21 protein-coding genes are annotated in these 20473 nt (G+C 71.4%); 14 read left to right on the top strand and 7 right to left on the bottom strand.

The features are described 5' to 3' along the window. The first annotated feature begins 31 nt into the window (after positions 1–31). The 5 genes from AC507J_RS10105 to AC507J_RS10085 all read left to right on the top strand — a co-directional run bounded on the left by AC507J_RS10105 (position 32) and on the right by AC507J_RS10085 (position 4595). Positions 32–1162, top strand: a complete 1131-nt coding sequence (locus AC507J_RS10105; protein WP_496288836.1) for a sensor histidine kinase — start codon at positions 32–34, stop codon at positions 1160–1162. Then, a complete protein-coding gene (locus AC507J_RS10100; RefSeq protein WP_496288835.1) occupies positions 1159–1869 on the top strand; it encodes a response regulator in 711 nt (236 codons plus the stop codon). Before AC507J_RS10105 ends, AC507J_RS10100 begins: the two co-directional genes overlap by 4 nt. A gap of 99 nt (positions 1870–1968) precedes the next feature. Next, positions 1969–2658 (top strand): DUF2306 domain-containing protein, encoded by a 690-nt coding sequence (locus AC507J_RS10095; RefSeq protein WP_496288834.1) that lies wholly within the window; start codon positions 1969–1971, stop codon positions 2656–2658. 207 nt (positions 2659–2865) lie between these two features. After that, positions 2866–4083, top strand: coding sequence for an MFS transporter (locus tag AC507J_RS10090; protein ID WP_496288833.1), 1218 nt, complete (start codon positions 2866–2868; stop codon positions 4081–4083). 179 nt (positions 4084–4262) lie between these two features. Continuing rightward, on the top strand, positions 4263–4595 hold the full coding sequence (locus AC507J_RS10085; protein ID WP_496288832.1) for a YciI family protein: 333 nt from the start codon (positions 4263–4265) through the stop codon (positions 4593–4595). Between the two features lie 187 nt (positions 4596–4782). Here AC507J_RS10085 and AC507J_RS10080 read toward each other — a convergent pair whose 3' ends face one another. Together AC507J_RS10080 and AC507J_RS10075 are read right to left on the bottom strand one after the other, a co-directional pair. Next, positions 4783–5805 carry an NsdA family TPR-like regulatory protein gene (locus AC507J_RS10080; RefSeq protein ID WP_496288831.1) on the bottom strand — a complete coding sequence of 341 codons (1023 nt, stop codon included), beginning with the start codon at positions 5803–5805 and terminating at the stop codon, positions 4783–4785. Between the two features lie 4 nt (positions 5806–5809). Continuing rightward, positions 5810–7225, bottom strand: a complete 1416-nt coding sequence (locus AC507J_RS10075; protein WP_496288830.1) for an NsdA family TPR-like regulatory protein — start codon at positions 7223–7225, stop codon at positions 5810–5812. A gap of 269 nt (positions 7226–7494) precedes the next feature. On the opposite strand from AC507J_RS10075, the gene AC507J_RS10070 reads away from it, so the two are divergent. The 7 genes from AC507J_RS10070 (at position 7495) to AC507J_RS10040 (ending at position 14914) form a co-directional block, all read left to right on the top strand. Next, the gene (locus tag AC507J_RS10070) at positions 7495–8643 is read left to right on the top strand and encodes a helix-turn-helix domain-containing protein (RefSeq protein ID WP_496288829.1); all 1149 of its coding nucleotides are present in this window, start codon (positions 7495–7497) and stop codon (positions 8641–8643) included. An 85-nt stretch (positions 8644–8728) separates the two neighbouring features. Beyond that, positions 8729–9793 (top strand): DUF2332 domain-containing protein, encoded by a 1065-nt coding sequence (locus tag AC507J_RS10065; RefSeq protein ID WP_496288828.1) that lies wholly within the window; start codon positions 8729–8731, stop codon positions 9791–9793. A gap of 103 nt (positions 9794–9896) precedes the next feature. Further along, positions 9897–10244: a PadR family transcriptional regulator gene (locus AC507J_RS10060; protein WP_496288827.1), complete on the top strand. Its 348-nt coding sequence runs from the start codon at positions 9897–9899 to the stop codon at positions 10242–10244. Continuing rightward, a complete protein-coding gene (locus AC507J_RS10055) occupies positions 10241–11281 on the top strand; it encodes a hypothetical protein (RefSeq protein WP_496288826.1) in 1041 nt (346 codons plus the stop codon). The genes AC507J_RS10060 and AC507J_RS10055 overlap by 4 nt, the downstream gene beginning before the upstream one ends. Positions 11282–11453: 172 nt before the next feature. Further along, positions 11454–12173, top strand: a complete 720-nt coding sequence (locus AC507J_RS10050; protein WP_496288825.1) for a hypothetical protein — start codon at positions 11454–11456, stop codon at positions 12171–12173. Between the two features lie 13 nt (positions 12174–12186). Then, entirely contained in the window at positions 12187–14307 is a 2121-nt protein-coding gene (locus AC507J_RS10045; RefSeq protein WP_496288824.1) for a sensor histidine kinase, read from the top strand. Further along, complete coding sequence (locus AC507J_RS10040; protein ID WP_496288823.1) at positions 14279–14914, top strand: response regulator; 636 nt, start codon at positions 14279–14281, stop codon at positions 14912–14914. The genes AC507J_RS10045 and AC507J_RS10040 overlap by 29 nt, the downstream gene beginning before the upstream one ends. Before the next feature lie 10 nt (positions 14915–14924). Here AC507J_RS10040 and AC507J_RS10035 read toward each other — a convergent pair whose 3' ends face one another. The 5 genes from AC507J_RS10035 to AC507J_RS10015 form a co-directional block, all read right to left on the bottom strand. Further along, entirely contained in the window at positions 14925–15452 is a 528-nt protein-coding gene (locus AC507J_RS10035) for an AAA family ATPase (protein WP_496288822.1), read from the bottom strand. A gap of 74 nt (positions 15453–15526) precedes the next feature. Further along, positions 15527–16417 (bottom strand): hypothetical protein, encoded by an 891-nt coding sequence (locus tag AC507J_RS10030; protein WP_496288821.1) that lies wholly within the window; start codon positions 16415–16417, stop codon positions 15527–15529. 78 nt (positions 16418–16495) lie between these two features. Then, complete coding sequence (locus AC507J_RS10025) at positions 16496–17209, bottom strand: hypothetical protein (protein ID WP_496288820.1); 714 nt, start codon at positions 17207–17209, stop codon at positions 16496–16498. Continuing rightward, entirely contained in the window at positions 17206–17991 is a 786-nt protein-coding gene (locus tag AC507J_RS10020; RefSeq protein ID WP_496288819.1) for a hypothetical protein, read from the bottom strand. Before AC507J_RS10020 ends, AC507J_RS10025 begins: the two co-directional genes overlap by 4 nt. Continuing rightward, the gene (locus tag AC507J_RS10015) at positions 17988–18704 is read right to left on the bottom strand and encodes an ABC transporter ATP-binding protein (RefSeq protein WP_496288818.1); all 717 of its coding nucleotides are present in this window, start codon (positions 18702–18704) and stop codon (positions 17988–17990) included. The genes AC507J_RS10020 and AC507J_RS10015 overlap by 4 nt, the downstream gene beginning before the upstream one ends. A 133-nt stretch (positions 18705–18837) precedes the next feature. On the opposite strand from AC507J_RS10015, the gene AC507J_RS10010 reads away from it, so the two are divergent. After that, positions 18838–19698 carry a sensor histidine kinase gene (locus AC507J_RS10010; protein WP_496288817.1) on the top strand — a complete coding sequence of 287 codons (861 nt, stop codon included), beginning with the start codon at positions 18838–18840 and terminating at the stop codon, positions 19696–19698. After that, on the top strand, positions 19695–20384 hold the full coding sequence (locus AC507J_RS10005) for a response regulator (protein WP_496288816.1): 690 nt from the start codon (positions 19695–19697) through the stop codon (positions 20382–20384). Before AC507J_RS10010 ends, AC507J_RS10005 begins: the two co-directional genes overlap by 4 nt. Positions 20385–20473: the final 89 nt, after the last annotated feature.

The raw sequence follows: 20473 nt of genomic DNA, 5'->3' as shown, positions 1-20473 counted from the left end.
GCCGGTGCCGTCGGATTCCTACCATTGGTGCGTGCCCGCTCTGCTGCGCTCCGTGTGGGACGAGCCGCGCCCGTCCGGCGCGCCCCGGCGCGGCTGGCGGGACTGGCTGCTGCTCGGCCTCTTCGTGTCGGCCGCGCTGCTCGAAGGGCTGCTCCGGCCGGAGCTTGCCTGGCGGACCGGCACGGTGATCGTGACGGTGGCGCTGATCCCGACGCTGCTGTGGCGGCGGACCCACCCGCTGCTGATGGTGGCGCTCGCCTTCGGGTTGCTCGGCCTGCTGCCGCTGCTGACCGGACCGGAGGTCACGGAGCTGGCCGCCGGGACGTTCGTGCTGCTGCTGGCGTACGCGCTGTTCCGCTGGGGCTCCGGGCGTGAAGCGCTGCTCGGTACGGCGATCATCGTGGGCAAGGTCTGCCTCGGCGCCGCGATCGGGCAGCTCGGGCTCGCCGACCTGCTCGGCGGCTTCGTCGTCCTCTTCGCGGTGCTGGCCGCCGGTGCCGCGCTGCGCTACCGCGCCGGTGCCCGACAACGCGAACTCGACGGCGCCAAGCTGCTCGAACGGGAACGGCTCGCCCGCGACCTGCACGACACCGTCGCCCACCACATCTCGGCCGTGGCGATCCGCGCCCAGGCCGGGCTCGCGGTGGCGGCGACCCGCCCGCAGGCGGCCACCGAGGCACTCCGGCTGATCGAGGTCGAGGCGTCCCGGGCCCTCGCCGAGCTGCGCGACCTGGTCCGGGTGCTGCGCGACGACACGCCACCGGAGCTGGCACCCGTCCCGCAGGTGTCGGACCTGGCCCGGCTCGCCGAAGGTCCACCGACCGAACCCGCCGTGCACGTGGAGATCGTCGGTGACTCCGCAGCCCTCACCCCGGCGGTGGGCAGCACGGTCTACCGGCTGGCCCAGGAGTCGGTCACAAACGCCCGCCGGCACGCCCGGCACGCGACCCGCATCCAGGTCCGCGTGCAGGTGGACGAGCGCACGGTACGGCTCCAGGTGACCGACGACGGCGAAGCCGCCGGCCGATCGGGCGGCTCGTCGGGGTACGGGCTGGTCGGCATGACCGAACGGGCCGGCCTGCTCGGCGGCACCTGCCAGGCCGGTCCCGGCCCGGAGCGGGGCTGGCTGGTCGTCGCGGTACTGCCCCGGACGGCGGCGTGACCGGGCCGCCGACCGCCGCGCCGGTGCCGGCCGGTGCGCGACCGGTGCGGGTGGTCGTCGCGGACGACCAGGAGATCGTCCGGACCGGGCTGGCGATGATCCTCGACGCCCAGCCCGGCATCGAGGTCGTCGGCCAGGCAGCCGACGGCAGGCAGGCGGTCGAGCTGGCCCGGCGGCTACGCCCGGACGTGTGCCTCTTCGACATCAGGATGCCCGGCGTCGACGGCATCGAGGCCACCCGCCTGCTCGCCGGGCCGGCGGTCGCCGAACCGCTCGCCGTCGTCGTCATCACCACATTCGACCTCGACGAGTACGTCTACGCGGCACTGCGCGCCGGTGCCCGTGGTTTCCTCCTCAAGGACGCCGGCTCGGCCCTGCTGGCCCAGGCGGTGCACGCCGCCGCCAACGGTGATGCGCTCATCGCCCCCAGCGTGACCACCAGACTGTTGACGGTCTTCGCCGACAGTGGACCGGCCGTACCGCCGCCGCAGCCGGTCGAGCCGCTCACCGACCGTGAGGAGCAGGTGCTCGCGGCCGTGGCCCGGGGACGGACCAACAGCGAGATCGCCGGCGAGTTCCACATCAGCCTCAGCACCGTGAAGAGCCACATCGCAAGCCTGATGGCCAAGCTCGGGGCCCGGAACCGGGTCGAGATCGCGATCTGGGCGTACGAGACCCGCCGGGTGTCTGGCGGTGGCCGGCGCTGACGCCCGACTTTGGTACGACGACGTACTCGCACCATCGGCCGGGGCGACCGGAGCCCGCGCGCCGATGAGTTCCCGCCGCCAGAACCGCACGATCAGGGCATGTCCGCGAAGCGTCCCGGTCGCCGGGAGTGGTTGATCCCCGCCGGCCTGATCCTGCTCAGTCTCGTACCGGTGGTCGCCGGTGCCGTCCGCGTCGTCCAACTCTCGGTCGGTGTCGCGGTGACGCCGGAGAACGCCCGGTTCGTCGGTGATCCGGCACCGGTGGTCGTACACATCGTCTCCGCGACCCTGTACTGCCTGCTCGGCGCGTTCCAGTTCGCGCCCGGCCTGCGCCGCCGGCAGCCACGCTGGCACCGGCTCGCCGGACGGCTGCTGGTCCCGGCCGGGATCGCCGCCGCGCTCGCCGGAGTCTGGATGGCCCTGTTCTACCCGCTGCTGCCGATCGACGGTGCGCTGCTCATCGGGCTGCGGGTGAGCTTCGGCGCCGCGATGGCGGCGAGCATCGTGCTCGGCTTCGTCGCGGTCCTGCGGCGCGACATCGTCCGGCACCGCGCCTGGATGATCCGGGGGTACGCCATCGGCCAGGGTGCCGGCACCCAGTTCCTGACCCACCTACCGTGGCTGCTGGTGATCGGCCCGCCGAGCGAGCTGACCCGGGCGCTGCTGCACGCCGCCGGCTGGCTGATCAACATCGCGGTCGCCGAATGGATCATCCATCGCGGTACCGCGCACCGAGCGACCGTGCCGCCACGTCGATCGCGGCCGGTCGCCCACGCCGCACAGCCGTGACGAAGGCCGGGCAGCGCCGTATGCTGCCGACGTCATCGAGCCACAGATGGGAGCCACGATGCGCCTCGACATGGTGACGGTCCCCGCTTCGCCGCGAGAGCACGCCGGGCGCTGACCGGTCCACCGCCGGGCCTACCGGCGGTGCGCTGCTCCTCGCCGCGGAGCGGTCCTGTGTCGACCGTTTCCCTTCCTGGCTCGAGGAGCATTTTGCGTGCCCTGTCATCCGCGCGTCTCGGCGCGGACTTCACCAGACTCTGGACCGCCTCGGCGGTCTCCAACATCGGCGACGGAGTCACCATGGCGGCCGGTCCGCTGCTGGTGGCCGCCGTCAGCGACGACCCGGCCCTGATCGCCGGTGCGGTCTTCGCCCAGCAACTGCCCTGGCTGCTGTTCGCCCTGGTCAGTGGCGTGTACGTGGACCGACTCGACAGGCGCCGGCTGGTCGTGGCGGTAAACCTGCTGCGGGCCGCCGCCCTCGCCGCGCTGACCCTGACCGTCGCCACCGACACCGTCACCGTGGCGGTGATCTACGCGGTGGTCTTCCTGCTCGGCACCGGCGAAACCCTCGCCGACACCGCGCTGGGCGCCCTGCTGCCGTCAGTGGTCACCGCCGACCGGCTACCCGCCGCCAATGCGCGGCTGGCCGCCACCTTCACCATCGGCAACCAGTTCGTCGCCAAACCGCTCGGTGCCTGGCTCTTCGTCATCTCCGCCGCCGTACCGTTCGGCCTCAACGCCCTGACCTTCGCCGCCTCGGCGGCGCTGATCGCGACCCTGCCGCCGGGACAGGCCCAACCGGTCAGGCCCACGCACGCCCCGCCGGTCAGGTCGCTGCGCGGCGACATCGCCGAGGGGATGCGGTGGCTCTGGCGACACCGGCTGCTCCGGACCCTCGCCGTGAGCATGGGTCTGGCCAACGTCGCCTTCTGTGCGGCGTTCGCCGTCTTCGTGCTCTACTGCCGGCAGCGACTCGGTCTGTCCGATCTCGGGTACGGCTTCCTGCTGACCACCTTCGCGGTCGGCGGTCTGGCCGGCACCACGGTCGCCGCCCGGCTCGGGCGGACGTTCGGCAATTCGACGGTGCTGCGGACGGGCCTGCTCGTCGAGGTGGCCACCCACCTGGTCCTGGCGGTCACGACCACGCCCTGGGTGGCGGCGACCGCCATCGTCCTGTTCAGCCTGCACGGCATGGTCTGGGGCATCACCGTCGCGTCGATCCGGCAGCGACTGGTGCCGGATGCACTGCGTGGCCGGGTCGGCAGCACGTACGCGCTGCTGGACCTGGGCGGCGCCGCACTCGGTTCCCTGCTCGGTGGCCTGTTCGCCAGCGCGTGGACGGTCACCACGCCGTTCTGGATCGCCGCCGGGACGGTGGCCGTCGTCGCCGCCCTCGCCTGGCGTCCGCTCGGCGAGGCCGCCAGCTGATCACCCGACGCCCGGCCCGCGAGCAGGCACACCCCTCCTCGCGGGCCGGACACTAATCAGCGCCGTACGCTGCGAACTCGGCATACGGCGGGATGGTGGATTTTGGCGTGATACTTCAGCCGGGACGGTGATGACGGGTCGGTGGCATGAGCAGGCCCGCCCGCCAGTACCATGCCGGGATGGGTAGATTCCTGGCACTCTTCAACGGCGCGGCTGATGAGGCCGACAAGGCCGAACTCACCGAACAGCAGCAAACGGAATTCATGAACGCCTGGGTGTCATGGGCGCAGGCCAACGAGAAAGCTCTCATCGATCCCGGTGCTCCGTTGAACGCAAAGAAGTTGGTCACGGCGCAGGGAGTCGAGGATTTCACCGACACTCTGACCGGCTACACCATCGTTGAGGTGGACTCGCACGACGAGGCGGTGCAGATCTTCGCCGGGCACCCGCACCTGAAGCTCTTCGCCGGAAACTCAATCGCAGTCCTGGAGTGTCCGCCTCCGCCCGGCTGATACACCCGTCCGCAGGTTGCTCCGGGCTGAGCTCTCGTTTCGGGTGTGCGGTCGGAGGAAAGCGACCCTCGCCGTGAGTCTGCCGCCCCGGGTCCGCGATCTCCTGCCATTGGTCGAGCGGTACGGCCAGCGCTGCCAGCGAGTACAGGGCGGTGAGCCCGAACTCTCGTCGCTCCACATCATGTCCTCAGGCGTTGATGAGGTCTCGTGCGTCTTGGCAGAACCGGCGGACAGCTGGCGTACGCCGGTATGGCCGCAGAGTGCCGACCAGGTTACGGACGTGCTTGATGCACCTGGCGGAGGTTACCTGCCCGGTGAGGGTCTGCACGGCCTGGCCGCCAAGGGCGAGGGCCTTGTCCAGCTCAGGGTGCGCCTGCTGGACATAGGTGGTGGCGAGCAGCGCGTTGCGCAGCGCACCCTCGCGGGTGTACTCGTTGTCCTGTAGTCGCAGCGCGGTCCGTAGATGGTCGCGGGCGCGTGCCCAGTCTTCGAGCTTGACATAGCAATAGCCCGCCTGAGCGTGGGCCTGCGCCTCGTTGATCCAGTAGGACCAGTCGGGATCGCCATGTTCCGGCCGGCTGTCGGTGAACCGGTCGAACGCGTTGTCGAGCGCGCGGTGGGTGTCGGTCTCCGACCGGTTGTTGGCGTACGCCTCGGCAGCCCGCAGGTCAAGGATTGCCGAGACCTTCGGACTGGTGGCGGGATACGTGGTTCGGGCGGTCTCGGCCAGCGTCACCGCCTGGCGGAGTTGCCCGAGATCCTTGGCCTGGCAGGACATGAAGCCGAGAATGTTCGCGCCGAGGCCGCGGTCACCGGCGGCGTTGGCCTGGTAGAGACCCGCGATCCAGAAGCGTTGTGCCTGCGTGTGCTGGCCGCCGTCGAAGGAGAGCCAGCCGGCGAGGCGGAGCAGCTCACCAGCGGTGCCGTGCAGGCGTCGACCGACACTGTCGGGATAGCTGCGCTCCCGCAGGACACCGACCACGGTGCGCAGATGTTGGCGGACCAGCCCCAGGGTTTGACCGCTGCCGAGATGGTCGTCCATACGTCGCAGGCTGGCCGTGATCGCGTCCAGGTGGTCGACGACCTCGCCGGCCAACGGACGGCCGGTGGTCGACGCGACGTCCTGCGGAGATTGAGCGATCATCCACTCGTGCGCCGGCGCGGTCAGCCCGGAGCCGAGCAGGGCGAGGAACGTCCGTCGCTGCATCATGCCCTCAGGTTCGTTCACCACCTCGCCGCCCTGCGGAGTCCCGCAGAAAGACCGCAGCCCGCCGATCGAGCTGCTTTGCGAATACGGGCAGACGGGGACCGAAGCTGCCCAGACGGATTCGGATGTTCTTTACGGCGACGGACGCTCGGCCGGATTTGACGCCTGCCATCGCATCCATGGCGAGGTTCCAGTTCTCGGTCGCCTCGCGAAGTCGTCCTTGGGCGCATTGCACGCCAGCAAGGTTGGCCAGGGTCAGGCTGTGGATGCGCCGATACGCCTCAGAGTTTCGGGTCACGATCGACCGGCGGAATTGGGCTTCGGCCGCAGGCAGGTCACCGAGGTCGCGGAAAGCCTGGCCGGCTTGGCTGGCGAGGGAAGTCTCAGTGAATCCGCTGGTCCGGATCCAGATTGGCTCGTCGTCGGGCTTTGCCTTTGCGAGGTGAGCCTCGGCCGCCGTTATCGTCGCCGAGGTACGCGCCTTGTCCTTCGTCGCTGCGTGACCACGCGCCGTCAGAATGGTGAACAGTGCCGTCGCCGCCGGAGTCGCTCTACCCCTCGACCATTCGAGTGCTGAGGTTGCGAGTTGCAGCGCCTCCTGCCCATGGCCGAGGTCAACCGCCTGGTGTGCCATGGCCCGCAGCGTGAAGCCGGCGAGGGGTCGATCGTCCGCCTCGTTCGCCAGACGCAGCGCTTGGACGTAGTACCGCTGGGCCAGCCCGTGTAGCGACGAATCAAATGCCTTCCAGCCGGCAAGGTAGGTCATCTCGGCCGCAACGCTGAACATGGCCCTGCGGTCCTGGTCGGAGGAGAAGCGACCCTGGAGGAAGCCTGCCACGTCGGAGGTCAGGTATTGAACAACAGCGAGGCGGGCATGACCACCACCGAACCGCTCGTCAGCCTTGCTGAACACGGCCAGCATGTCCCGTACGGCATCGATCTCGCGAGGACCCACGGCGATCCCCCCGCCCTGAGCGCGCCGCCCCCGCTCCGCGATCTCCTGCCATTGGTCGAGCGGTACGGCCAGCGCTGCCAGCGAATACAGGGCGGTGAGCCCGAACTCTCGTCGCTCCAAGTCGGCTCTCCCGACTGTCAGGAGATCGGTGGCCGGTGCTTGCTCCCACCAATCCAGGCCGCCAAGGTCAGGCTCCAGATTACCGCCTTCAAGTAGGCCCAGATCGATTGGATTCACCACGCGGCCGAGCCTGCGAGAGATCGCTTCGGCCAGAAATCGGCACGTCTTGCCGTGGGGCATCACTCCGGCGACCCAGTGTCCGATGTGCGATCGGTCGCAGGACGAAAGATCCTCCCTATTCTCGCGAGCGACCCCGCGAAGGGCTGCGGCGCAGGCTTCGTACGACCACCGACAGTCTTTGATCGCTGCCAGCAACTTCTCGTTGCGCTGCCTCGGTGTCCGCGCCATCCGCTGGCCTTCCTCTTGGCGGCGTTCAACACGTTCAACGTGCCCGCTGACCTCTCGGCCTATCGAGCGACACAACAAGCCACTTCACTTTACGTAGACATTACGACACAGGAGGTGAGGGTGATCGTGGCTGCTACGGCGATGTTTGTCGTGCTCGGTGGGCTGCTGCCGGGTTTCTTGCTCGGGCTGTTCGCGTTCCGGATCAAGTCCCGCTGGTGTCCACGCTGTGGTGAGTCCACTGCGGCCATGACGTCGGTGGGGCGGCAGCGATGAACCGGCCACACCGACGGGACCACAACGCCGTACCACTCGGGCGGCGGGTGGCCGAGCTACGCGCCCGCCGGGGCATGAGCCAACAAGCCTTCGCCGACCGACTCGGCAAGTCGAAGAGCTGGGTCGACAAGGTCGAACGCGGCGTACGCAGGCTCGACCGCTACTCGGTGATCAGGGAGATCGCCGACGTGCTGCGCCTCGACCCGGAGATCCTGCTCGGCCCCCGCCATCCTCCACCGCCCACGACAGCTGGCCTCGACGGGGTCGACGCCGTCCGCGCTGCGCTGGCCAGCTACCGCCACCTACCGGAACGGACCGGCACGGCGGAGCAGGTCCGCCGGCAGGCCGCGCACGCCTGGATGACGTACCAGCACGCCCGCTACCCGCAACTCCTGAACGCCCTACCCGCCCTGCTCGACGCTGCCCACGGCACCCGGAGCCTGCTCGTGGCCACCTATCGGATCACCGCCGCCGTGCTTGTCAAACTCAGCGAACCCCACCTCGCCTGGCTCGCCGCCGACCGCGCCGTCACGGTCGCTGCCGGCGGCCCAACTCTCACCGGCACCGCCAGCATCGCCGTCAGCGAAGCACTCCGCGCCCTCGGGCAACACCGCCTCGCCCTCACCGCCGCCCTTTCGGTGGCGGACGCCGTAGACGACGCCGTACGTGGAAGTCTTTTCGTCCAGGCCGGGCTTGCCGCCGCCGGCACCGGTGACCGCCGCAACACCCACGACCTGCTCGACCACGCCGCAGACCTCGTAGACCGGCGTGCCGGTCGCCCGGACCCGCAGCACATCAGTTTCGGCTCCGGCGCCGTCCAACTGGCCCGCTGCCTCGCCGCGATCCACCTCGGCGACCTTGCCGACGCAATCCACCGGCACGAGCACGCCATCCGCCACCACGGCTGGCGGCACCTACCACCCGAACATCGAGCCGCCCACCTCATCGAGGCTGCCCGTGCCTACCTTGATAACGGCGACGTCGCAAAGGCGGGACAGAAGCTGGTCGCGGCAGACGGCGTCGCTCCCGCCGAAGTCCGCTGCCGTCCCACCGCCCGTACCCTTCTCGCCGAAATCACCCAACGCGGACCGGCACCAGCCGACGTCGCCCGACTCGGCACTGTCCTCTACGACCGGCCCTTGTAGGTCTTGGACGGAATATGCCCTTCTGGGGGCTGTTTTGGACCAAGATCCATTATGGAGGGTGCGACGGCTTGGCTAGGGTCGGGGGATGCAGGACGTCGACGGGGTGGCAGAGGCGTTTCGGACGGCGCGGGGGTTCGACAGCTCGGCGCTCTACAGTCACCTGCTTCCGGTGGTCGCGGACGATCCGGGGCTGCTCGAACTGGCGGCGCGCACCCGGGCAGGGCAGCAGCCGACCTTCGCGCTCTTCGGTGCCGTCCATTATCTGCTGTTGGGCGGCACCATCGACCCGCTGGCCGAGTACTACCCCTCCGTCGTCGGTGACCGGGCCAGGGCGGTCGACGAGGAGACCGGCCCGACCTTCGCCCGGTTCTGTGCGGCGTACGCCGCCGAGATCGCGGCGCTGCTCGCCACCCGGCTGGTGCAGACCAACCAGGTGCAGCGCGCCCTGGTGACGCGGCTCGGGTTGGCGCTGCTGCGCCGCGCGCACCCGGGGCCGGTCTGCGTGGTCGAGGTGGGTTGCAGCGCGGGCCTGAACCTGCGCGCCGACCGCTACGCCTTCACGGTGGGCGGCACGACGATCGGCGAGCCCACCTCGCCGGTGCACATCCCGGTCGACGTGCCGGACGTCCACCTGCTGCCGGCGCTGGACCGGGTGCCGAGCGTCGCCGAGGCCGTCGGGGTGGATCTCGACCCGCCCGATCTCGCCGACGCCGATGACCGGGCGTGGCTGCGCGCGCTCGTCTGGCCGGAGAACGCCAATCAGGCGGATTTGCTGCGGACGGCGATGGCGGCGGTGGCCGGTGATCCGCCCCGGGTGCTGCGGGGCAACGTGATCGACATCGGTGCCGCCGTCGCGGCGAGCCTGCCGCCAGGAGTGCCGCGGCTGGTCGTACACACCGCGACCCGGATCCACGTGCCGGTCGAGCAGCGCCCGGCCTTCGACGCGGCCATCGCGACCTTCGGGGCGGACGGGCCGATGCTGCACCTCGCGCTGGAGGACGACCAGCGCAGCGCGCCCTCCGGGCGGCCGGGCGTCGGGCTGACCGCTACCGACTCCACAGGCAGCCGGACCGTCGCGGTCGCCGACGGCCACCTGGCCTGGCTGGAACCGTTGCCGGCGATGAACGAGGTACGACTCGGCCGGGGGTGACCAGGGACGGCGACCGAGTGACCAGGGACGGCGACCGAGTGACCAGGGACGGCGACCGGGTCACCTCGTCACTATATCTTGCGGGGCAAGATATAGTGACCGCATGAGTTTCCGGGCAATGAGCGAACCCGCGTTCTTCATCCTCACCGCACTTGTCGACGCCCCCCGGCACGGGTACGGCATCGTCGCGGAGACGGCTGAACTTTCCCAGGGTCGGGTGCGGCTGAAAATCGGCTCCCTCTACGGGGCCCTGGACCGGCTCGTCGGCGACGGCCTGGTCGAAGTGGACCGCGAGGAGGCATGGCAGGGACGGCTACGCCGGTACTACCGGCTGACCGAGCGCGGTCGCCATGCGCTCGATGCCGAGGCCCGCCGGCTGGCCGCCAACGCGCACCTGGCCTCGGCCCGACTGGCCGATTCCGGGAGACCGGTCACTGGAGATTCGTCGTGAGCCGCCTGGAGGAGCGCTACCGCCGGGTGCTGCGCCTGCTGCCCGCCGCGTACCGCCGGGAATGGGAAGACGAGATGGTCGCCGCCTTCCTGGAAAGCATGGCCACCGGCGATCCGGAGACAGACGAGTACCTCGCGGACTACGGCCGGCCGAGCCTGCCGGAGATCGCCAGCGTGCTCTCCCTGGCCGCTCGGCTGCGGCTCGGCGGCGTCGGTGCACCACCCCGGGCGTACGCCTGGGGCCAGGCCGTGCGACTGGCGACGCTGATGGGGCTGCTGGCCAATGCCGTCCTGGCCACCGCCGGCATCGGCGTCATGCTGTGGCTTGCCGGACGGATCCCCTGGTTGCCGGTGCCGGCACCGGACCTGGCGCTCACGGTGCCGGAGCAGAGTTGGCACACCACCTGGCAACTCGCGAGTTACGCCTGGCTGCCGGCCTACCTCGCGCTCGTCCTGGGGCACCGGCGGGTGGCCCAGGCGGTCGCCCTGATCGCCGTCGTCCCCCCGGTCATCAGCGGCGTGATCGAGGCCGTCGGCGCCTCGCCATTCTCCGTGACGACCTGGGCCATGCGGGCGACCGACATCGCGCTGCTGCTCGCCATGTCGGCCTTCCGCCACGACTCCCCTCCGGTGCCACGCCGTCCCTGGCTGCTCGCCGTGCCGGTCGGCATCCTGCTGGTCCCGGTGCCACTCTTCGTCGTCCAGGCCAGCACACCGGCGCTTCAGCTGCTGGACTGGCCGGGCCTGGCCTGCCTGGCGGTCACCGTCGCCATCGCGGTCCACCTGGCGCTGCACGCGGTCGGTCGATCGCCCGATGCCGCGCCCTGGTCGCTGGCGTTCAGCCTGCTCGCCACGGCAGCGCTCATCGTCCGGGTCGCGACCCTGGTCGACTACCGCAACCAGGTGCAGCACGCCGCCCTGGCCACAATCGGCTCGATCGAGGTGATCGCCGTGCTGGCCGTCGGCGTGCCCGTCGCCGTACTCGCCGCCCGAAGGTTGCGCCAGCTTCCACCGGCCACCAAGGTCCCAGCCGGGTAGCCCGGTCAGCCAGCGTCCAGCGCCGCTGGCCGAGATCCCTGCCGGGTAGCCGGCACCCGGTCCCGGTCGCCAGGGACGGTTGTCCCGGCGAACTGGGACAGGGTGACCCGGGTGCTCCGGGTCGCTCGCACGCCAGAGTCGGTGAGCGAACCTGACCGAGGAGGCAACGAGCATGTATCCCGCCACGATGTCGGCGAGCCCGACCGACGACGCGACGCCAGAATCCGTACGCCCGAGACGGGCCTGGGCGCTGACCGGCGCGCTCGGCGGCCTGGTCGGCCTGGTCGGCATCTTCACCACCGCCTCGCTTACCGCACCTGCCGAGGAGTTCCGGGCCGACAACGCCGGCTACGTCGCGGCCATCGCCGACCGCACCGGCCACGTCTGGGCACACCAGGTGGTGACGGTGGTCGCCATCGTCTGCCTGGCGGTCTTCGCGGCCGGTCTGCGCCGGTACCTGGCGGCGCAGGAACCGGCCGACAGCCTGGTGCCGACGCTCGCCGCCACCGGCGTCGGGCTGGTGCTGGTCGGGCTGCTCATCGGCGGCGGCATCTCCACGGAGCTGTTCTTCTCGCTGAGCGAGGCCGACCAGTACGACCCCGACGTGATCGCACCGCAGCTCACCATCTTCGCCACCATGGCCTGGCTCTGGGGCGGTATCGGGCTGACCGCCGCAGCGGTCGCGGTCGGCGGGCTCCGCCATGGTTCGGTGAGCCGATGGTTCGCGGTCTTCAGCGCGGTGATCGCGGTGCTGATCGCGGCCACGCAGGTGGCACCGGTGCAGTACATCTCGCTGGTGCCGGCCGGAATCTGGACGGTCGTCGCCGGGCTGGTGCTGGCGTTCGGCCAGCCGAACCGGTCGTCCGATCCCTCGGGCCAGCTGACCGTCTAGTGTCGGCGGCGCGATGAGCAGCGACCTCACGGCCAGTCAGCCGGACGTGCCGGCGCGCCGGGGCGTGGCCCACCTCGCCTGGGCGCGCCGGGCCGCGTGGCCGCTGGGTGCCGCGACGCTGCTGCTGAGCGCCGTCGCGGTGGGACTGGCCGTGCTCAACCGGGCCGCCGTCAACGACGTCACCCACCTGTTCCTGGTGGTGACCAGCGCGATCGTGGGCGCGACGATCGCCGCGCACCGGCCGGAACATCCGATCGGTTGGCTGGCCCTCACCAGCGGGTTCTGCTTCGCGTTGCAGGAGGCGTGCGGCCAGTACGCGGCGCACGGCCTGCTCGTCGAACCCGGATCACTGCCCTTCGCCGCCGCGCTGGCCTGGCCGCAGAACTGGCTCTGGGTGCCCGGCAACGCGGCGGTGGCGCTGCTCCCGGTCTTCTTCCCCGACGGACGACCGCTGTCGTCGCGGTGGCGGCCGGCGATCTGGGCGGTGGTCGTCACCGGCGTCGTCGCCATGGTCACCGGCGCGGTGCGGCCCGGGGCGAACGAACAGGTCGCCCCGGTCGGCGCGGTCAATCCGCTGGGTGTGGCGAGCTGGCAGCCGGTCGCCGACCTGACCGCCGCCGTGGCCACGCTGACCAGCGCGATCGTCTTCGTGCTGGCGGGCGGCACCGTCGTGTGGCAGGCCCGCCGCGCCCGGGGCAAGCGCCGTCAGCAGGTCCGCTGGTTCGGGTACGCGCTAGCGCTCGCGGTCACGGTGGTGGCCGCCCGGCTCGTGGCCGGCCTGACCGACGGCCGGCCGGGCCTCTTCCCGTACGGGAGCGTGGGGTGGGACCTGGCCGGCGGGATCAGCGCCGCCCTGATTCCGATCGCGATCGGCATCGCCATCCGGCAGCACCGGCTCTTCGACATCGACCTGCTGATCAGTCGTACCGCCGTCTTCGTCGCCCTGTCCACGGCCGTCGGCGGCGCGTACGTGCTCGTCGTGGGCCTGCTCGGGGCCGGCTTCGACGCCTCGGCCAGCCTGCCGATCTCGTTCGTCGGCGCGGCGGTCGCCGCGCTGCTCGTCGCCCCGCTGCGGCACTGGCTGCAACGGCGGGTCAACCTGCTGGTGTACGGCGAGCGGGACGACCCGTACGCGGTCCTGGCCCGGCTCGGGCAGCGGCTGGAACAGACCCAGGACGCCGGTGCCGTACTCGCCACCTGTGCTCGGACCGTACGCGAGGCGCTGCAACTCTCCTATGTGGAGATCGCTACCGTGGACGGCCGGTCCTACCGGCTCGGGAGTCCGCCCGCCGAGCCGGTGCGGCTGCCGCTGGCCGCCGGTGAACCCGTCGGTGACCTGCTGCTCGGGCCACGAGCCGGGGAGAGTTCGCTCGGTGCCCGGGAACTGCGACTGCTGCGTGACCTGGCCCGGCACATCGGCGTCGCCGTGCAGACGGTCCGGGCCCTCGACCGCACCCGGTCCCTCGCCGCCGACCTGCAACGCTCCCGTGAGCAACTGGTGCTCGCCCGCGAGGAGGAGCGTCGGCGGTTGCGTCGGGATCTGCACGACGGGCTGGGCCCCACCCTGGCCGGGTTGACAATGCGCGCCGAAGCGGCCCAGGAACTCGGGCCGGGTGAACCGGCACAGCGGCTGCTGGCGGAGATCGTGGTCGACGCCCGTACCGCCGTGGCCGACGTACGGCGGCTGGTCAACGGCCTGCGACCCCCGGCGCTGGACACCATGGACCTGGTCGGTGCGCTGCGTTCGCACATCGCGGCGGGGACCGACGGGCCGCGGGTGCTCTTCGACGCCCCGGCGGCGCTGCCGGCGCTCTCGGCCGCTGCCGAGGTCGCCGCCTACCGGATCGCGGTGGAGGCGCTCAACAACGCCCGCCGGCACGCCCACGCCGACACGGTCGAGCTACGCCTGCGGGTCACCGACGGAATGCTGCACCTTCAGGTGCGCGACGACGGCCGGGGCCGCCAGCCGGGCCGACCGGACGGCGTCGGCATGCACTCGATGCGGGAACGGGCTGAGGAACTCGGTGGGTCCTGCGTCGTCACCTCGTCGCCGCAGGCCGGCACCCTGGTGACGGCGACCCTGCTCACCGGCGTGAGGGAGAGCGATGGATCAGGTTCGCGTACTGCTTGTTGACGACCACGAGCCGTTCCGGGCCGGGCTACGGGCGTTGCTGGCCACCAGTGCCGACATCGAGGTGTGCGGCGAGGCCGCCAGCGGCGAGGAGGCGCTTGTCGTGTTGGGCCGCCTCCAGCCCGACGTGGTGCTGCTGGACCTCACCATGCCCGGGATGGGCGGCATCGCGGCCACCGAGCGGCTGGTACGGATGAGTCCGCACGTCCGGGTGCTGATCCTGTCGATGGCCGACGACGACGATTCGGTTTTCGCCGCGCTGCGCGCCGGTGCGCGGGGCTACGTGCTCAAGGGCGCCCGCCGGACGGAGATCATCCGTTCGGTACGGGTGGTGGCCGACGGTGAGGCCATCTTCGGTCCCGCCATCGCCACCCGGCTGATGAGTTACTTCGCCGGGCTGGCCCGGACCGAGCCGGCGTTTCCCGAGCTGACCGCGCGGGAGCGGGAGGTCCTCACGCTTATCGCGCAGCACCTGACCAACCCGCAGATCGCGGCGCGGCTGGGCCTGAGCACCAAGACGGTCCGCAACCATGTCTCAAACATCTTCGCCAAGCTCCAGGTCGCCGACCGGGCGCAGGCCATCAGCATGGCCCGCGAGCAGGGGCTGTAGGTCGGTGCGGTCAGCCGGGTAGCTCGGCCAGCCAGCTCTCCAGCGCCTCGGGGGTGTCGAAGAGCAGCACCGGTGGCCCGGACGGGTCGGCGTGCCACGCCCGCATCCGGTGCCGTTCCCGGGCGTAGCCGGTGAGGTGCCAGCGCAGCACGGAGTCCCAGGAGAGCACGCTGCCCAGCGACTCGCGGTTGCCGTTGCAGATCTCCTCTCCCGTGCGCAGCCGGTGCATGGTGCGCCGCCACAGTCGCCGGAAGGAGAGCCCGCGCGGGTAGTCCAGGCCGATGACCAGGTCGGCGCGGGCCAGCGGGACGTCGCGCCAGCCGTGGTAGGCGCCATCGAGGATCCAGCGGTCCCGGCGGCAGATCGCCTCGATCCGGCTGCGCTGCACCGGGACCGGCACCTCGACCCAGCCGGGCTCCCAGAGCAGGTCGTCGACCGGGTACCAGGGCACCCCGAGCCGCTGCGCCAGCTGCTCGGAGAGGGTGGACTTACCGGAACCATGCACCCCGTACACGAGGATGCGAGACGGCGCGTTCATCGCGCGGCAGCCTAGACGGTCCCGTCAGAGGCCCGCCGGGCGGCCGATGGCAGGGCGGCCGCCCGGTACGCCGGTCAGCCCTGCTTCGCGAGGTCGCCGCAGTCGGTCTCGTCGGGCAGCAGCGGGCGCAGGGTGACCGTCCACCGCTTGCCCTCCGACACCCACGGGGTCAGCGCGTTGGCGCTCGCGGCGGCGGTCAGCAGCTCCCGTGCCTGGTCACCGGTGACCGTCACGCAGCCGAGCCCCAGGTCCTTGCCGATCTCGGCGCCGGGCAGGGCCGGGCCGGGCCAGGCCAGCTCGGGCTGCTCGCCGAGTTCGTCGTTGGCGACCCACGGCTCGGCGACGGCCGCCACGGCGGTCGGCGCGTACGCCTCGGTGGCGGTGTGTGCGGTGGCGAGCGGACCTGACTCGCTGGTCAGCGACTCGGCGAACGCGCGCAGCTTGTCGCGGGCCGCCCGCTGGTCGGCGGTCAGGCCCTCCTCGGCGGCCGGGTCGGCGCCGCCCATGGTGAGGGCCTGCACCTCCAGCTCCTCGACGCCACCGGTGTCGAAGACGGCGAACCGGGTGGCCGGGACGTCGGCGACCGGTGGTGTGCCCAGGTCGCTCACGTTGCCCACCCCGGCGGCGCGCGCCGACTCGACAAGCTTCTCCACCTCTTCGGCGCTTACTGTGCCGAGCTGGAGGTTGGGCAGCGCCGGGCCGGGATAGGCCAGGGTCACCGGCCCCTCGGTGATCACGCGCCCGTCGCCGTAGACGCTTATCGAGGGCAGGCGGGCGGCCCGCATGGCCGGCGTCACGAAGCCGCCGACATGATCCATGCGGAAGACCACGGTGTCGGCCGAGTAGAACCGCTCGGGAGAGCCGGAGTCGCCGGCACCGGCGGCGTCGCCCTGCTGGCCGCAGGCCGATGAGGTCAGCATCAGCAGGGGCACCAGAGCCAGCCACCCGCTTCGGGAAGTTCTCATGTCGCTTGGACGTACGCGGACCCGACTTGGTTGCGTCCGCGTACGTGTCGTCGGCGGGGTGCGGTGCCGCGGGTGCGCTCAGGCGTCCCGGTGCAGGAAGGCCACCACCGCCACGGTGCCGACGGCCAGAATCCACCCGAGCAGCACGAGCAGGCCGGTGGCCGGGGTGAGCACGTCGTCCGACCCGGGCCGGTAGAGCAACTCACCCGCGCTCGGCAGATAGCGGGCGTGCCGGGTGACCCCACGCAGCAGCGGCGTCAGGATCAGAACCAGGCAGAGCATGCCGACCAGGGCGGGCAGGAGCCCCCGGGTGAGCACGGCGAGGAACTGGGCGAGCAGCCCGATCAGCACGAGGTAGGCGGTCGCGCCGACGACCGGCCACGAGGTGCCGGTGGCCGGAACGCCCCGAGCGGCCAGTACGACGTGGGCGGTCAGCAACCCGGCGAGCACCGCCGCGACGGCGGTGCCGCTAGCTAAGCCCAGGTAGGCGAGGGTTTGGCCGCTCAGCATGACCCAGCGGTCCGGTACGCAGGCCAGACTCGTCCTGATCTGGTCCCCGGTGTACTCCGTCCCGACGGCCAGCACGCCGAGCAGGATCGTGCCGGCCTGTAGGTACGGCACCGCCTGGAGCACGATCGCGGTGGACCGCTCCGCCCCGACCTGTGCCTCGGCCAGCGCCGCGGTCATCACGATCGCGGCACCGACCGTGCCGAGCGCGGCGGCGACGACGGCCGGCAGGCCACCCAGCTTGACAAGTTCCGCCGTGACCGCCTGCCGAAGCACCGGGCTCATGCGTCCCGCCGAGCGAACACGACACCGGCGAGGACGAGCAACCCCGCCGTCCAAGCGGCCATGACGAGACCACCGGCGAGCGGGGCGAGCGCGTTGTCCAAGGCCAGCAGGTCACCGGCGAACAGGCTGGCGCCCGCGAGGTCCGGCAGGTACCTCGCCAGCGAGGTGAGGTGGGACAGCAGGTACGAGACGGAGACGAGGGAACTGTTGGCCACGAGCACGATGACCGGGATGATCCCGCTGCGGGTGAAGACCGTCACCGCCAGCGCCATCAGCGCCGTGAGCGCCCAGTAGACACCGGCGCCGACCAGACGGGCTGGGGCATCGGCCGGAACGGGTGTGCCGTCGGCGCCGAGGATCCCGCCGGCCAGGGCCAGGGAGGCGGGAATGGCCACGACGGCCGCTGCCGCGACGAGCAGCACGACTGCGGTGGCCTTCGCAGCCAGCACGGTGACCCGGCCGGGAGTGGCGGTGAGAGTGCTGGTGATCTGCCGTCCACCTCCCGTCCTGGTGCTGTTCGCGGTGTACTCGCTGCCCACGGCGACGACGCCGAGCACCACGGCGCCGACCGTACCGAGCGGGACGGCGGAGAGAACCGCCTCCGCGGCCGTGCTGTAGGCGGTCAGCTCGGGCCGTCCGGCCCGCAGCGCGCTGCGGATGGACAGAGCGTTGAGCAGCGTTATCCCGGCCGGACCGAGCACCGCGACGGCCAACGCCACGAGGGCCGCGGGCAGGGTCAGGGTCTTGCGTAGCTCGGCCGCCACGACGTACGGGAACCTCATCGCGCACCCGCCGTCGGCTCGGTGTCGGTGAGCGCGAAGAAGGCCGCTTCCAACGTCGGATGTCCCGCCGTGACCTGGTCGATCGGGCCGGCGGCGACCACCCGGCCACGGGCGATGACGACGAGATCGTCGGCGATCTCGGCGACCTCGCCCATCAGGTGACTGGAGAGCAGCACGGTGCCGCCGGCGTCGGCGTGTCCACGCAACAGTTCCCGCAGCCAGCGGATGCCCTCCGGGTCCAGCCCGTTGACCGGCTCGTCGAGCACCAGCGCCTCGGGTTCACCGAGCAGTGCGGTGGCCAGCCCGAGGCGCTGTCCCATGCCCAGGGAGAACCGGCCGACGCGGGTACGGCCGGCGTCGCCGAGACCGACCTGGTCGAGCAGATCGGCCACCCGTCGCCTCGGGATGCCGTTGCTGCGCGCCACCCAGGTGAGGTGGTTGCGGGCGGTACGGGAGCGGTGCGCGCCGGAACCCTCCAACATCGACCCGACGGTGCGCAGCGGGTCGCGCAGCGACCGGTAGGGCCGACCGTTGACCAGCGCCGTACCGGCGTCGGCCCGGTCCAGGCCCAGCAGGATACGCAGGGTGGAGGACTTACCCGCGCCGTTAGGTCCGAGCAGGCCGGTCACCCGGCCCGGTAAGGCCCGGAAGGTGACGTCGGTGAGGATCTGGCGGTAGCCGCGCCGCTTGACCAGGCGTTCGACTGACAACATGACCACCATGTCAGCCCATGGCCGGGATCGGTGTCATCGGGCCGTGGCCCGGACTTCGCCGCCGCCACCCCGACCGGGGGCGCTCCGACCCAGGTCCGATGGCACGCGAGGGGTTGTTTCCTAGACTCGTGACGTGGCACCTGACGAGCGTCCGGCACGGCGACCCTGGCTGTCCGTCGTCGCCGCCACGGTGCCGGCGGGCCTGGTCCTGTGCCTGGTGACGACGGGTGCCGAAGGGCCGGCCGGGGTGCTCCTGCTGGCAGTGATCACCGTCCTCGCCGTCGCGGCGTCGGTGTGGGCGCTGGTTCGGGCCCGGCGTCAGCACCGGCGGTACGAGGACCGGCTGACCGCTTGGGCGGCCGAGCGGGCGGCCACCGCGGAACGTCTGCGCATCGCACGTGAGCTGCATGACCTCGTCTCGCATGGACTCGGATTGGTCACGGTGCGGGCCGCCACTGCGGCGCGGCTCACGGGTCCGGCCGGCGAAACCGAGCGGCTGACCGCGTTGGCCGACATCGCGCGGGTCAGCCGGGAGACCACCGCCGAGTTGCGGCGCATGCTCGACGTGCTGCGCTCACCTACCGGTGAGCCCGCTCCCCTGCGGCCGATCGACACGCTCGACGCCCTGCCCACGATCCTGCGCGAAGCGAACCACGCGGGCCTGGCGGGCACGCTCGACGTACGCGAGGTCGGGGCGGTATCGCCCGGCGTTCAGCTGGCCGTCTGCGCGGTCGTCCGGGAAGGGCTGAACAATGCCGCCCGGCACGCGGGCCCGACCAGGGTGTGGGTGAGTGTGGCGCGCGACGGCGACGCGGTCGTGGTCGGTGTCCGCGACGACGGCCCGCGCGACGGCTGGCGGTCCAGCCCGGGGGCGGGTCGAGGGCTGGACGGGCTACGTGAACGGGTGTCCACCTTCGGTGGGAAGGTTTCCGCTCGGCCAGCCGGGCCAGGTTGGCATCTCACGGCGCGCCTGCCCGATCGGGAGCCCGGATGAGCGTCGAGCCGTCGGGGCCGCAGCGCAGCGACATCCGGGTGCTCGTCGCGGATGACCAGCAACTGTTGCGGCACAGTCTCGCGATCCTCATCGACAGCACCCCCGGCCTCGGCGTGGTGGGTCAGGCCGCCACCGGCGACGAGACCGTGACGCTCGCCCTGGAACGCCGGCCGGACGTCATCCTCATGGACATCCGCATGCCCGACGGCGACGGCATCGAGACGACCCGCCGCATCACCGGGCACGCCGAGCTGCGTCACAGCAGGGTCGTTGTACTCAGCATGTTCGCCCTCGACGAGTACGTGTCCGCCGCGCTGCGGGCGGGGGCCCGTGGCTTCCTGCTCAAGGATGCGCATCCGGACCGGCTCATCGACGCGATCCGTCGGACGCATGCGGGTGAATCTCTCTTCGCCCCGAGCATCCTCACCCGCTTCGTCGCGCACTATCTCGACCGTCCCGGCCCACCCGCGGGTGGACGGATCGGGGTGCTCACCGCGCGCGAGACCGAGGTGCTGTCGCTGGTGGCGCGCGGCCTGTCCAACGACGAGATCGCGCGATCGCTCACCATCTCGGTCAAGACCGTCAAGACCCACATCGGCAATCTGCTCACCAAGCTCGGTGCCCGCGACCGAGCGCAGCTGGTCATCGCCGCCTACGAGAACGGTCTGGTGGCGGCGGCGCGCTGATCGGCGGTCAGTAGCTCCTCGGCGACCGGATCGGTGGCCGCCCCCCCTGGCCGGGAGACGCTGATCGAGAGAAGCCACGAGTCCGGCGA

The sequence above is a fragment of the Micromonospora sp. PRAS1 genome, from assembly GCF_059553435.1.
This window is presented reverse-complemented; position numbering and strand designations above follow the sequence as displayed.